Source organism: Streptomyces sp. Edi4, assembly GCF_040253615.1.
In the GTDB taxonomy this organism is placed as follows: Bacteria; Actinomycetota; Actinomycetes; order Streptomycetales; family Streptomycetaceae; genus Streptomyces.
Window position 1 is genome coordinate 1,856,137 of record NZ_JBEJGY010000004.1, and the last position, 14,118, is coordinate 1,870,254.

Annotated in this window: 9 protein-coding genes and 1 pseudogene; 2 read left to right on the top strand and 8 right to left on the bottom strand. The window is 72.4% G+C overall.

Features of this window, described 5'->3' with window-relative positions; translation table 11 throughout:
• Positions 1-57 precede the first annotated feature (57 nt).
• The 6 genes and pseudogenes from whiA to ABR738_RS10505 form a co-directional block, all read right to left on the bottom strand.
• A pseudogene (gene whiA, locus ABR738_RS10480) lies at positions 58-1,048 on the bottom strand (DNA-binding protein WhiA).
• Entirely contained in the window at positions 1,039-2,061 is a 1,023-nt protein-coding gene (locus ABR738_RS10485) for a gluconeogenesis factor YvcK family protein (RefSeq protein ID WP_350229697.1), read from the bottom strand. The pseudogene whiA and the gene ABR738_RS10485 overlap by 10 nt, the downstream one beginning before the upstream one ends.
• Positions 2,058-3,011: an RNase adapter RapZ gene (rapZ, locus tag ABR738_RS10490; RefSeq protein WP_350229698.1), complete on the bottom strand. Its 954-nt coding sequence runs from the start codon at positions 3,009-3,011 to the stop codon at positions 2,058-2,060. Before rapZ ends, ABR738_RS10485 begins: the two co-directional genes overlap by 4 nt.
• The gene (gene uvrC / locus ABR738_RS10495; protein WP_350229699.1) at positions 3,008-5,212 is read right to left on the bottom strand and encodes an excinuclease ABC subunit UvrC; all 2,205 of its coding nucleotides are present in this window, start codon (positions 5,210-5,212) and stop codon (positions 3,008-3,010) included. Before uvrC ends, rapZ begins: the two co-directional genes overlap by 4 nt.
• A 343-nt stretch (positions 5,213-5,555) precedes the next feature.
• Complete coding sequence (locus ABR738_RS10500; protein WP_350234516.1) at positions 5,556-6,416, bottom strand: hypothetical protein; 861 nt, start codon at positions 6,414-6,416, stop codon at positions 5,556-5,558.
• A gap of 5 nt (positions 6,417-6,421) precedes the next feature.
• On the bottom strand, positions 6,422-7,042 hold the full coding sequence (locus ABR738_RS10505) for a papain-like cysteine protease family protein (RefSeq protein ID WP_350229700.1): 621 nt from the start codon (positions 7,040-7,042) through the stop codon (positions 6,422-6,424).
• A 239-nt stretch (positions 7,043-7,281) separates the two neighbouring features.
• On the opposite strand from ABR738_RS10505, the gene ABR738_RS10510 reads away from it, so the two are divergent.
• Positions 7,282-8,208, top strand: coding sequence for a hypothetical protein (locus tag ABR738_RS10510; protein WP_350229701.1), 927 nt, complete (start codon positions 7,282-7,284; stop codon positions 8,206-8,208).
• Positions 8,209-8,242: 34 nt separating this feature from the next.
• Here the strand turns inward: ABR738_RS10510 and ABR738_RS10515 are convergent, their stop codons facing one another.
• On the bottom strand, positions 8,243-8,671 hold the full coding sequence (locus tag ABR738_RS10515) for a Rieske (2Fe-2S) protein (protein WP_267053822.1): 429 nt from the start codon (positions 8,669-8,671) through the stop codon (positions 8,243-8,245).
• Between the two features lie 970 nt (positions 8,672-9,641).
• Here ABR738_RS10515 and ABR738_RS10520 point away from each other — a divergent pair.
• The gene (locus ABR738_RS10520) at positions 9,642-10,538 is read left to right on the top strand and encodes a carbohydrate kinase family protein (protein WP_350234517.1); all 897 of its coding nucleotides are present in this window, start codon (positions 9,642-9,644) and stop codon (positions 10,536-10,538) included.
• Positions 10,539-10,990: 452 nt separating this feature from the next.
• Here the strand turns inward: ABR738_RS10520 and uvrA are convergent, their stop codons facing one another.
• Entirely contained in the window at positions 10,991-13,999 is a 3,009-nt protein-coding gene (gene uvrA / locus ABR738_RS10525; protein ID WP_350229702.1) for an excinuclease ABC subunit UvrA, read from the bottom strand.
• Between the last annotated feature and the right edge of the window lie 119 nt (positions 14,000-14,118).

Below are 14,118 nucleotides of genomic sequence, written 5' to 3' on the forward strand. Positions count from 1 at the left end.
CCACCAAGTGGGCGCCGGATCACGGCAGTTGTCGCGGGCGAGGCCGGGGCGGACCGCTCAGCCGACCAGACCGTCCGCCATCTCCTCCGTCAAGTTGGACTCCGTGCCGGGGATGCCCAGGTCCTGGGCCCGCTTGTCGGCCATCGCCAGCAGGCGCCGGATCCGGCCCGCGACCGCGTCCTTGGTCAGCGGCGGGTCGGCGAGCGCGCCCAGCTCCTCCAGAGAGGCCTGCTTGTGCTCCATGCGCAGCCGCCCGGCGGCCGCCAGGTGCTCGGGCACCTCGTCGGCCAGGATCTCCAGGGCGCGCTGGACCCGGGCCCCCGCGGCGACCGCGGCCCGGGCCGAGCGGCGCAGGTTGGCGTCGTCGAAGTTGGCCAGGCGGTTGGCGGTGGCGCGGACCTCGCGGCGCATCCGCCGCTCCTCCCAGGCCAGCACCGACTCGTGCGCGCCGAGCCGGGTGAGGAGCGCGCCGATCGCGTCACCGTCACGGACGACCACCCGGTCCACACCGCGGACCTCGCGCGCCTTGGCCGCGATCTGGAGCCGCCGCGCGGCGCCGACCAGGGCGAGGGCCGCCTCCGGGCCCGGGCAGGTCACTTCGAGGGACGAGGAACGGCCCGGCTCGGTCAGCGAGCCGTGCGCCAGGAACGCGCCGCGCCAGGCGGCCTCGGCGTCACAGGTGGCGCCCGAGACCACCTGGGGCGGCAGGCCCCGGATGGGCCGGCCGCGCCCGTCGACGAGCCCGGTCTGGCGGGCCAGCTGGTCGCCGCCGGCCACGACCCGTACGACGAAGCGCGAGCCTCTGCGCAGACCGCCGGGCGCCATCACGATCAGCTCCGAGCTGTGCCCGAAGATCTCCAGAATGTCCCGCTTGAGCCGGCGTGCCGCCATCGCGGTGTCCAGCTCCGCCTCGATCACAATGCGGCCGCTCACCAGGTGCAGCCCGCCCGCGAACCGAAGAACCGCCGAGAACCTCCGCCTTCCTGCAGCAGGTCCGGGTGACGGGCAGCCGGGAAATTTCGTCCTTCACCGCCGGCGTCATCGCCATGGGCCGATCCTTCCATGCATCCGAAAAATACGGTCGTACGCGGCGGCCAACAGCTCCGGATCGTGCTTCGGAGAACCATCGGGCCTGGCCACGGGCGCCAGCTCGACCTCGGCTCCGAGCCGTTTCGCGGCTTCGGTCAGGCTCCCCCGGTCGGGCACGGCGGCCACATCGGCCAGCACCACGTCGAAGGCGAGTTTAGGGGCGTGTCGTCCCAAAACCTCCAAATGACGCTGCGGTGAGAACCCATCGGTTTCACCCGGTTGTGGCGCGAGGTTCAGCGAGAGGACCCGGCGGGCCTTGGTCTCGGTGAGCGCGTCGAGCAGTTCGGGCACCATCAGATGCGGAATGACGGAGGAGAACCAGGAGCCGGGACCGAGCACCACCCAGTCCGCGTCGAGCACGGCGGCGACCGCCTCGGGAACGGCCGGCGGATCGTGCGGGACGAGCCGCACGGACAGCACCTCGCCGGGGGTGAGCGCCACCGTGGCCTGCCCGCGCACGGTGTCCACGTCGTCGGGCCGCCCCACGTCATGACCCCGTACGAGGGCTTCGAGCTCCAGCGGCACCGCCGACATCGGCAGCACCCGGCCCTGGGCGCCGAGCAGCTTGCCGACCAGGTCGAGAGCCTGCACATGATCGCCCAGCTGCTCCCACAGCGCGACGATCAAGAGGTTGCCCACGGCGTGCTCGTGCAGCTCGCCCTTGGACTGGAAGCGGTGCTGGATGACCCGGGCCCAGGTCTGGCCCCAGTCGTCGTCCCCGCACAGCGCGGCCAGCGCCTTGCGCAGGTCGCCCGGCGGCAGTACGCCCAGCTCGTCGCGGAGCCGGCCGCTCGAGCCGCCGTCGTCGGCGACCGTGACGACGGCGGTCAGGTCGCCGGTGATCCGGCGCAGCGCGGCGAGCGAGGCCGAAAGGCCCATGCCGCCGCCGAGCGCGACGACCTTGGGCTGGGCGCCCCGCTTGCGACCGGTGCGCAGCCCCGGTCCTACGGTGCGCCGGCGGTACACCTTCACTCGCGCCCCATGTCCCGGTGTACGACGACGGTCTCGATCCCCTCGGAGGCGAGGCGTGCGGCCAGCTTCTCGGACATGGCCACCGAACGGTGCTTGCCGCCGGTGCAGCCCACCGCGATCGTCACATACCGCTTGCCCTCACGGCGGTAGCCCGCAGCGATGAGCTGAAGCAGCTCGCTGTACTGGTCGAGGAACTGCTTGGCGCCGGGCTGGTTGAAGACGTAGCCCGACACCTCCTCGTTGAGGCCGGTGAACGGCCGCAGCTCCGGGACCCAGTGCGGATTGGGCAGGAAGCGGCAGTCGACCACCAGGTCGGCGTCGACCGGCAGGCCGTACTTGTAGCCGAACGACATGACGGTGGCGCGCAGCTCCGGCTCCTCGTCGCCGGCGAACTGGGCGTCCATCTTGGCGCGCAGCTCGTGCACGTTGAGGCTGGAGGTGTCGATCACCAGGTCGGCGTCGCCGCGCAGCTCGCGCAGCAGATCGCGCTCGGCGGCGATGCCGTCCACGATCCGGCCGTCACCCTGGAGCGGATGCGGGCGGCGCACCGACTCGAAGCGCCGTACGAGCGCGTCGTCGGAGGACTCCAAAAAGACGATCCGGCGGGTGACCTCCTTGGCGTCGAGGTCGGCCAGCGACTCGCGCAGATTGTCGAAGAACCGGCGGCCGCGTACGTCGACGACGACGGCGATCCGCGCCACGTTGCCCTGGGAGCGGGCGCCGAGCTCGACCATCGTCGGAATCAGCGCGGGCGGCAGGTTGTCGACGACGAACCAGCCCAGGTCCTCCAGGCACTTCGCGGCGGTGCTGCGCCCGGCACCCGACATACCGGAGATGATCACCAGCTCGGGGATGGGCGCATCGGCCCCGCCGGCCTCGGTCGTCGTGCCCGTACTCACGTGTACTCCCGCTTCTCGGTCTTCTCGGTCTTCATCGCGCTGCTCGTTCATGGCGTGCTGCCCCCGTCGTCCTCTTCCATGATCTCTCCTGTCGCCGTGTTGACGGCGGGCGCGGCCGGAGCGGCCCCGGCGAGGGCCGCGGCAATGGTCTCGGCCGTCTTGCGGCCTATGCCGGGCACCTCGCAGATCTCCTCGATTGTCGCCGACCGGAGCCGCTTGACCGAGCCGAAGTGCTTGATCAGGGCGTGTTTGCGGGTGTCGCCGAGGCCGGGCACGGCATCCAGCGGCCCCGCCCTGAAGCGCTTGGCCCGTTTGGCGCGCTGGTAGGTGATGGCGAACCGGTGCGCCTCATCACGCACCCGTTGCAGCAGGTACAGGCCCTCACTGGTGCGGGGCAGCACCACGGGGTCGTCCTCGCCCGGCACCCAGACCTCTTCGAGCCGCTTGGCGAGCCCGCAGACGGCGATGTCGTCGATGCCCAGCTCGTCCAGGGCCCGCTGCGCGGCGGCGACCTGCGGCTGCCCGCCGTCCACGACGAGAAGCTGCGGCGGATAGGCGAACCGCTTGGGCCGCCCGTCCTCCTCCTGGAACGCGGAGACCTCGCCGGGGGGCGGGATGGGCACGGGCGTCGACGCGGGACCGTCGCCGGGGTCGCCGAGGGCGCCGGGGCCGGGGTCGCCGAGGGCGCCGGGGCCGGGGTCGGATGCCGGGGCGGGCGTCGACGCGGGTGCGGGGGTGGACGCGGGTACGGGCGTCGACGCGGGTACGGGCCCGGGTACAGGGGTGGACGCGGGCGCGGGGTTCGCGTCGTCGCTCTCCTGGGCCTCGTCCTCGACCCACTCCCCCGTCCGCGCCTTCTCGGCCAGATACCGCTTGAAGCGGCGGCTGATCACCTCGTGCATGGACCGCACGTCGTCCTGGCCCTCGAAGCCCTTGATCTGGAAGCGCCGGTACTCGCTCTTGCGCGCCAGACCGTCCTCGAAGACGACCATCGACGCCACGACGTCGTCACCCTGAAGGTGCGAGATGTCGAAGCACTCGATGCGCAGCGGCGCGCTGTCGAGCTCCAGGGCGGTGGCGATCTCCTCCAGGGCGCGCGAGCGCGTCGTGAGGTCGGACGCGCGCTTGGTCTTGTGCAGCATGAGGGCCTGCTGGGCATTGCGCGCGACCGTCACCATCAGGGCCTTCTTGTCGCCGCGCTGCGGAATGCGCAGCGAGACGTTGGATCCGCGCCGCGCGGCGAGCCAGCCGCTCACCGCGTCCGCGTCCTCGGGCAGCGCCGGGACCAGGACCTCCTTGGGTACGGTGTCGCCGCTCTCCTCCCCGTACAGCTGCTGGAGCGCGTGCTCGACCAGGCCCGCGGTGTCGACCGCCTCGACCTTGTCGGTGACCCAGCCGCGCTGGCCGCGCACCCGGCCGCCGCGCACGTGGAAGATCTGGACGGCTGCCTCCAGCTCGTCCTCGGCGACCGCGATGAGGTCGGCGTCGGTGGCGTCGGTGAAGACCACCGCGTTCTTCTCCAGCGCCTTGCGCAGCGCCTCCCGGTCGTCGCGCAGCCGCGCCGCGCGCTCGTACTCCATGTCCTCGGCCGCGGCCATCATGTCCTGCTCGACGCGGCGCAGATGGGCGCCGGTGCGGCCGGCCATGAAGTCGCAGAAGTCCTCGGCCAGTTCGCGGTGTTCCTCGGGGGTGACGCGGCCGACGCAGGGCGCCGCGCACTTGCCGATGTAGCCGAGCAGGCAGGGGCGGCCGATCTGGGCCGAGCGCTTGAACACGCCGGCCGAGCAGGTGCGGACCGGGAAGACGCGCAGCATCAGGTCGACGGTCTCGCGGATCGCCCAGGCCTGCCCGTACGGGCCGAAGTAGCGCACACCCTTCTTCTTGGCGCCGCGCATGACCTGGACGCGGGGGAACTCCTCGTTCATCGTCACCGCGAGGTAGGGATAGCTCTTGTCGTCGCGGTACTTGACGTTGAAGCGGGGGTCGAACTCCTTGATCCAGGAGTATTCGAGCTGCAACGCCTCGACTTCGGTGGCGACGACGGTCCACTCCACGGAGGCGGCCGTGGTGACCATCGTGGCCGTGCGGGGGTGCAGACTCGTCAGTGGCTGGAAGTAGTTGGCGAGCCGCTGGCGCAGGGACTTCGCCTTCCCGACGTAGATCACCCGGCGGTGTTCGTCGCGGAATTTGTAGACCCCCGGCGAGTCGGGGATCTGTCCCGGCTTGGGGCGGTAGGTGGAGGGGTCTGCCATGCCCACCACCCTACTGTCGCCCACCGACACCCCACCCCCTCCGGGGCTCCGCCCCGGCCACCACCGCCCCCGCCAGGGGCGCGGGGAACTGCGCGCCCAGCCACGCGCGGCCAGCAGGCAAGACCCCTGGGGATCCGCCCCAAGCCCCCCTTCGCGCTGAAGGCGCTCGTCCTCAAACGCCGGACAGGCTGAAGATGCCGATCCGGGCCGGCGCGAAGCAGTCGGGGGCGCGGGGAACTGCGCGCCCAGCCACGCGCGGCCCGCGCGGAGGCGGGGCTCCGGGGGCGCGGGCGGGCGTGGGCCGGTGCGGGGCCGTGGGGTGTGCCCCGCACCGACCCGGGCGTCACTCCTGGTCCACGCCCGCGCGACGCCGGCGGACCACGACGGCCCCGGCCAGACCAAGCACGAGCACCGCACCCGCCCCGGCCACACCGAAGACCACCGTCCCCGACGTGTCACCCCGGCCCGCGACGACCGCGGCCTGCGCCGCCTGGGCCCGGGACTCCCCGGCCGTCTCCGCGTACCCGCCCGCCTTGCCGGACCTGTCGTACGCCGACCCCGGCAACTTGTCGCCGTACGCCCGTGCCACCCGCTTCTGGTACCCGGCCAGCGTCGTCCCGTTCGCGCCCACCGCCTTGACCGCGTCGTCGTCCAGCGGCAGCACCTTGTTGCCCTTCTCCACGTACCAGGCGTTGATCTGCGGCTCCTGGAACACGGTCCCGCCGGGCAGCTTCGCGGCGCCGGCCTCGGCGTAGTGGGACTCGTCGTCGCCGGTGGCTATGTTGACGACCTTCCAGGACGAGCCCTGGGGGACCGTCCACAGCGAGGCCTTCTGCCCGTCGGAGGAGACGGCCGTGGAGGCCAGGTACTCCAGCTGGGCGACGGGCGCGCCGGCCTTGCCCGCCACGAACGCCTCGGACAGCGCGTAGACGGGCACGGCGTCACCCTCGATGCGCGGGGACGCGGCCTTCAGCGCCACCTTGCCGTCCCGCGCGAAGAAGCGGGAGAGCGTGTCGAGGGTGGCGGGGGCGGACGCGGCCTCGTGCGCCGCCGCCCTGGACTGGGCGGAGGCCAGCGGCGCCTGGTCGGCGAGGGCGTGCGGGGCCGCGAGCCCGACAAGGGCGGCGGCCACGGCCACCGGCGCGGTCAGGAAGCCAGCCCTGGGGGTGAGGCGGGTGCGGCGGGAGAGGCGGGTCGACTTCATCGTGCTCACGCCCCGATCCGGTAGAGCGAGTGGGTCCAGGAGAAGGAGTTGTTGTTGACGTACCAGTCGTGCGCCGCCCAGTTGTAGCGCGTGCTTGAGGGCCAGGGATCGCCCCAGTACACCCACGAGTTGGCGTCGTCGTAGCCGTACACCACGTGCATGTGGCCACCGCCGCTCGACCACTGGATGCGGGTCTCGATGGGACGGTTGTTGTTGATCTCGGTCTGTACGGTCGAATACCGCAGCCAACCGGTCACGTAGGAGCCGGAGCTGATGCCCGCCCAGTCGAGCGCGTTCTGCACATTGCCGAGGTCCGCCTGCCAGTTGGGGCAGTCGTAGCCCTGCGTCCGGCCGAAGGCGGCGTTGCAGAACTGGTTCTGGGTGTAGGTGCGGCCGAACCAGGTGGCGATGGTGTTGCCGCTGCCGGCCCAGCACCAGTTGTCCTTCTGCTGGGACTGCATGGTGATGTTGAGCCGCTTGGAACCGGTGGTGCTCGCCGCGGCGGCTGCGGCGGGCACCGGCTTGTCGTGGTGCGGGGCGGCGGCGGTGGCTGTCGCCGTGGGGGCGGCGAACAGGGCCGCCACCACGAGGGTGAGGGCCGAAAGCCGTCTCTTCTTGTCGCGCATCGCGTTCCTCCCATGGCGGGGTGGGGGGTGGGGATGGTGGAGGGAGCGCGTCCGGACGCTTGTCGTTGAGCATCGGACGTTGTCGAGAACAGGTCAACGCGCTTCAATGCGGGGTGGGACGCGGGTGTGAACGAAGTGGCCGGAGTGTGAACAACTCCTCGTCCACCACCAGGTTTTCCCCGACCTGCCACCACGCCGCGCCCACCCCCCACCGTGAACGTTCACTGAGGAGTCCGGCCATGCTCCACACCGAGTCCGACCTGGAACAGGCGCTGCACACCGGCCCCTTCCACCTGGCCCTGCGCGCCGCGCTCTCCGTACGGGGCCTGCCGCTCCAGCGCGTCCAGCACCATCTCGCCGGGCGCGGCATCAAGGTCGGTGTGACCAGCCTGAGTTACTGGCAGCAAGGGGCGCGCCGGCCGCAGCGCGCCGAGTCGCTGCGCGCCGTACGCGGCCTCGAGGACGTCCTCGGGCTACCCGCCAACTCCCTGCTGCGCCTGCTCGACGACCCGTCCACGGCCGAGGTGGACCGGCCCGCCGGGCGGCGCACCTACCGTTCGCTCGTCGAGGCGTCGGGCGTGGTGGAACAGCTCATCGCCGGTCTTGAGGCGCCGGTGGACGGCGGCCTGCACACCGTCGGCCACCACGAGCGCATCCGCATCGGCGCGGGCCGTGAGCTGCAAGGGCGCGACTCGCAACACGTGGTGCGGGCCCACCGCGACGGCGTCGACCGCTATCTGGCCATCCACCGGGGGGACCCGGGGTGCGATCCGGGGCGGGTGGAGGTGCGCGCGGGCGAGAACTGCCGGACCGGGCGGGTGCGCTGGGACGCCACCACCGGGGTCCTGGTCGCCGAGCTGCTGTTCGACACGCGGCTGAGGGCCGGTGAGACGTTTCTGTTCGAGTACGGCTTCGAGGACGGCACGGGCGGCCCGAGCCAGGAGTACGTACGGGGCTTCACCTTCGCCGGCGGCCAGTACGTGCTCCAGGTGCGCTTCGACGACCGGGCGCTGCCGGCCCGCTGCCGCCGCTTCGCCCAGACCTCCACGGGAGCCACCCGCTCGGGGCGCAGCGACCTCACCCTCAGCGGGCGCCACCGCTCGGTGCACCTGGTGGAGCAGGGGGTGCGGCCCGGCATCCTGGGCATCGACTGGGACTGGGAGTGACCCCACGCGCCCGGGCGGCTCCCAGTGAGCGGCCCTAGGCGTCGGGCCCGGCCACCAGCTGCCCGTCCTTGAGCTTGACCGGCACCGACGGCAGCGGCACGGTGGCCGGGCCCTGCACGGGCTTGCCGGTCATCACGTTGAAGCGGCTGCCGTGACAGGGGCAGTTCGCGTGGCCGTCCTCGATCTTCTCCAGGAGGCAGCCGGCGTGCGTGCACTGCGCGCTGAACGCCTTGTACTCGCCCTTCGCCGGGCAGCACACCATGACCCGCTGCTCGCGGTAGAGCTTGGCGCCGCCGACGGGGACCGCGTCGGGCGAGCCGAGCGGTTCGGGGGCGGTAGGGGTCGGCGTCTCGGCGTGGCCGAGCTTGGACTCGGTGGAGCAGGCGGCTACGCCGACCCCCGCGGCCCCGGCGAGGGCGGCGCCTTTCAGCACGGTGCGACGGGCGGCGGGCTGGCCGGTCATGGCTACTCCACTGAATCACTGGATCACGGCCGGCCACCGGCGACGGCCCCAGGAGACCGCCCCACAACCGACCCGGGTTGCACACCCGACGATACCGGCGCATCCCCCACCCCTTACGCCGGGGCCGCCCGACGGGGACGGCCCGGACCAGGCCCATGCCGGCATGGCCCCCACCCCCTGAAGCCGGGGCGGGGCAGGCACGGCTGTACGGACGGGCCGTCGCACGCGGGCGGGGAGGGCCCGGCCACTGCCCGGGACACACCAAGCCCGCCTCCGGCCGGAGCGGGCAGGGCTGTGCGGGCAGGCCACCGCACCCCGGCGAGGGGACCCGACCGTTTCCCGGGACACGCCAAACCGGCCCCGGCCAGGAAAGGCACGGCTCGGCGGGTCGGCCCCGCACGCGGGCCGGGAGAACCTCGCCATTGCCCGGGACACGCCAAGCCACCGCCCGGAGGCACGGTTGTACGGGTATGCCGCCGCACGCGGGCGAGAGGGGCCAACCCGGGACGCGCCAATCCTGCCCCTTGACCGGGGCTGGCACGGCTGTGCGGGTGCGGGCCGCCCATGCCGGCATGGCCACGCGGCGCCTGGCCGGGGCGGAGCAGGGGGGATGTGCGGGCAATTTGCCGCACACGGGCGGGGAGGGCCCGGCGTTTCCCGGGACGCGTCAACCCGGCCCCCTCGCCGGGGACGGCTGTACGGGCGGGCCACACGGACCCGGCCACTGCCTGGGATACGCCCATCCCGGCCCCGGTCGGAACGGGCACGGCTCTACGGGCGGGCCGCCGCACCCCGGCGGGTGGATCCGGCCCTTTGGCCAGGGGGCGCGGCTCGGTGGGCGGGCTGCCGTACGGGGCCGGGAGGGAGGGCCCAGTCATTGCGCCGGGCTGCGGCCCGCGCGGCGGCCGGGAGGCGGGCCACCCCTGGCCGGGGGCTGCGGCGCGATGGCGGGATGGGTTACGTTCTGGCCGTGATCGTCGTCGCCGGAGAATCCCTCATCGACCTCGTGCCGCAGCACCCCGAAAATCCGCTGGGGCCGCTGGCGCCACGTCTGGGGGGCGGCCCGTACAACACGGCCGTCGCCCTGGGGCGGCTCGGTGCGCCGGTGGCCTTCTGCTCGCGGATGTCCACGGACGGCTTCGGCGAAGCCCTCATCGCCGGCCTGCGCAGGGCCGGCGTGGACACCTCGCTGGTGCAGCGCGGCCCGGAACCGACTCCGCTCGCAGTCGCGACGCTTGCCGCCGACGGCTCCGCGGGGTACGCCTTCCACATGGCCGGCACCGCGGACCGGCTCTTCGAGCTACCTCCTCAACTGCCCTCCTCCGTCAGCGCGTTGGCGCTGGGCAGCTGCTCCCTGATCCTTGAGCCGGGGGCGAGCGCGTACGAGGCCCTGCTGCGCAGGGAGGCGGCGCGCGGGGTCCTGACGCTGCTCGACCCCAACATCCGCCCGGCCCTGATCCCGGACCCGGACGCCTTCAAGGCCCGCTTCGTGAGCCGACTGCCGTACGTCTCCCTCCTGAAGCTGTCCGAGGAGGACGCGGCATGGCTGGGCGGGACGCCCCAGGAGTGGCTGCGGGAGGGCCCGCGCGCGGTGGTGGTCACGCGGGGCGGGGAGGGCCTGACGGTCCACACCGCGCGGGGCGCCGAGCATTCCGTACCGGCCGAGCGGGTGGAGGTGGCGGACACGATCGGCGCCGGCGACACGGTGAACGCGGTGCTGCTGCACCGCCTCGCGCCCCACCCCGAAGCCCTGGCCGCGGCGGACTGGCCGTCGGTCCTGCGTCACGCGGCGAAAGCGGCGGCCCTGACCTGCACGAAGAGGGGCGCCGAGCCCCCCACAGCAGAGGAACTGACCACCCACGCGTAGAGCGGGGGCCAGCCCGGTGACCTAGGCACCCGCCCCGCCGCAGGCCAGGCCCCCGCCCGGGCTCGGGCCCGGGCCCGGGCTCCGGGGCCCCAACCATCCCATCCCGCCGCGAGGGCACAACCGTCCCGAGCCCACCCCACCGCAGGGGTGCAGGGGCCGCGGCCCCCACCGGGGCACGGGGCCGCCGGCCCCGCCCCGGGGCCTCAGCACCCGCCCTGCGGCAAAGGCGCAGGGAGCGCGGCCCCCGCCCGGGGCCTCAGCACCCGCCCCGCGGCAAAGGCGCAGGGAGCGCGGCCCCCGCCGGGGTACGGGGCCACCCCTACCCGGGCTCGGAATGGCCCGGGCCCCCGGTGGCCCAAGCACCCACCCCCCGCACGCGCCCAGCGCCAACGCACGCCGAGCGCGCCACCCCACCCCCGGCGGGTTTCGGGAAGGGGTGGGGTGGGGGCGGCTCAGGCCTTGCGGGCCCGGGTCGTCTTCTTCGCCGGCGCCGTCTTCTTGGCGACCGCCGCCGTCCGCCCGGACGCCGTCTTCCTCGCGGGCGCGGCCTTCGCGGCGGACACCGCCTTCTTCGCCCCCTTGCGCACCGGCCCCCGCGCCGGCTCCGCGTCGCTGATCCGGTCCGCCCCCAGAATGTCCCGCAGGAACTTCCCGGTATGGCTGGCCGGTACCGAGGCGACCTCTTCGGGCGTGCCCTCGGCGATGACGAGACCGCCGCCGTTGCCGCCCTCGGGCCCCATGTCGATGACCCAGTCCGCGGTCTTGACGACATCCAGGTTGTGCTCGATGACGATGACCGTGTTGCCCTTGTCGACGAGCCCGGACAGCACCTTGATCAGCTTGGAGATGTCCTCGAAGTGCAGCCCGGTGGTGGGCTCGTCCAGGACGTACACCGTGCGTCCCGTGGACCGCTTCTGGAGCTCGGAGGCGAGCTTCACCCGCTGGGCCTCGCCGCCCGAGAGCGTGGGCGCGGACTGCCCGAGCCGCACATACCCGAGCCCGACCTCGTTCAGCGTCCGCAGATGCCGCGCGATGGTCGGAACGGCCTCGAAGAACTCCAGGCCCTCCTCGATCGGCATGTCGAGGACCTCGGCGATGGACTTGCCCTTGTAGTGGACCTCCAGGGTCTCCCGGTTGTAGCGCGCCCCGTGGCAGACCTCGCACGGCACGTACACGTCCGGCAGGAAGTTCATCTCGATCTTGATGGTGCCGTCGCCCGAGCAGTTCTCGCAGCGGCCGCCCTTGACGTTGAAGGAGAACCGGCCGGGCAGATACCCGCGGACCTTGGCCTCCATCGTCTCGGCGAACAGCTTGCGGACGTGGTCGAAGACGCCCGTGTACGTCGCCGGGTTGGACCGGGGGGTGCGGCCGATCGGCGACTGGTCGACGTGCACGACCTTGTCGACCAGGTCGTCGCCCGCGACCCGGGTGTGCCGGCCGGGCACGCTGCGCGCGCCGTTCAGCTCACGGGCCAGGTGGGTGTACAGGATGTCGTTGACCAGCGTCGACTTTCCGGAGCCGGAGACGCCGGTGACCGCGGTCAGGACGCCCAGCGGGAACGACACGTCGATGTCGCGGAGGTTGTTCTCCTTCGCGCCGTGCACGGTCAGCCGGCGCTTGGGGTCCACGGGGCGCCGGACGTCGGGCAGCGCGATGGACCTCTTGCCCGCCAGGTACTGGCCGGTCATCGACTCCTTGTTGCCCAGGAGCTGCTTCAAGGGGCCACTGTGGACGACCTTGCCGCCGTGCTCGCCGGCGCCCGGACCGATGTCGACCACCCAGTCGGCCACCTTGATGGTGTCCTCGTCGTGCTCGACGACGATCAAGGTGTTGCCCATGTCGCGCAGGCGCACCAGCGTTTCGATCAGACGGTGGTTGTCGCGCTGGTGCAGGCCGATCGACGGCTCGTCCAGGACGTACAACACGCCGACCAGGCCGGAGCCGATCTGGGTGGCGAGCCGGATGCGCTGGGCCTCGCCGCCAGAGAGGGTGCCGGCCGCGCGGTTGAGCGAGAGGTAGTCGAGGCCCACGTCGACCAGGAACCTCAGCCGTTCGTTGACCTCCTTGAGGACCCGCTCGGCGATCTTCTTGTCCCGGGCGTTGAGCCGCAGCTTGGCCAGGAACTCGGCGCAGTCGCTGATGGACATGGCGGCGACCTCGGCGATGGACTTCTCCATCACGGTGACCGCGAGGACCAGGGGCTTGAGGCGGGTGCCCGCACAGGTGGGGCAGGGCACCTCGCGCATGTAGCCCTCGAAGCGCTCGCGGGCGCCGTCGCTCTCCGCCTCGGAGTGGCGCCGCTTGACGAACGGCACCGCGCCCTCGAAGGCGGTGGTGTACGCCCGCTCCCGGCCGTACCGGTTGCGGTAGCGGACCTCGATCTGGGTCTTGTGGCCGGACAGCAGCGCCTTCCTGGCGCGCTGGGGCAGCCCCGCCCAGGGGATGTCGGTGCGGAAGCCCAGCTCGCCTGCGAGCGCGCCCACAAGGCGGGCGAAGTAGTCCTTGGTGTGCCCGTGCGACCAGGGGTGGATGGCGCCCTCGTCGAGCGACTTGTCCTCGTCCGGGACGATCAGGTCGGGGTCGACCTCCATGCGGGTGCCGATGCCCGTGCAGTCGGGGCAGGCGCCGAAGGGCGAGTTGAAGGAGAAGGAGCGCGGTTCGAGCTCTTCGAACGACAGGTCGTCGTAGGGGCAGTACAGGTGCTCCGAGTACATCCGCTCGCGCTCGGGGTCGTCGGCCGCGAGGTCGACGAAGTCCAGCACGACCATGCCGCCGGACAGGCCGAGCGCGGTCTCCACCGAGTCGGTCAGGCGGCGCTTGGCACCGTCCTTCACGGTGAGGCGGTCGATGACCACCTCGATGGTGTGCTTCTCCTGCTTCTTCAGCTTGGGCGGCTCGGCGAGCTGGATGGTCTCACCGTCGACCCGGGCGCGGCTGTAGCCCTTGGTCTGGAGGTCGGCGAAGAGGTCGACGAACTCGCCCTTGCGCTCGCGCACCAGCGGCGAGAGCACCTGGAAGCGGCTGCCCTCGGGCAGTTCGAGCACCTTGTCCACGATGGCCTGCGGCGACTGGCGCGAGATCGGGCGGTGGCACTCGGGGCAGTGCGGCTTGCCGATGCGCGCGAAGAGCAGACGCAGATAGTCGTAGACCTCGGTGATGGTGCCGACCGTCGAACGCGGGTTGCGCGAGGTCGACTTCTGGTCGATGGAGACGGCGGGCGAGAGACCTTCGATGAAGTCGACGTCCGGCTTGTCCATCTGGCCGAGGAACTGGCGGGCGTACGAGGACAGCGACTCGACGTAGCGCCGCTGGCCCTCGGCGAAGATCGTGTCGAAGGCCAGCGAGGACTTGCCCGACCCGGACAGACCGGTGAAGACGATGAGGGAGTCACGCGGTAGGTCGAGCGAGACGTTCTTGAGATTGTGCTCGCGCGCGCCACGGACGATGAGACGGTCGGCCACGCCGGTCCGCACCTTTCTAGAGAGAGCGGGGGAGCTGCGGGAGCCCCCGTCCCAGGGTATGGGGGGCGCCACGGTGATGTCGTTGATTCCTGGATGAATCCGGACAGCTTCCACAACGG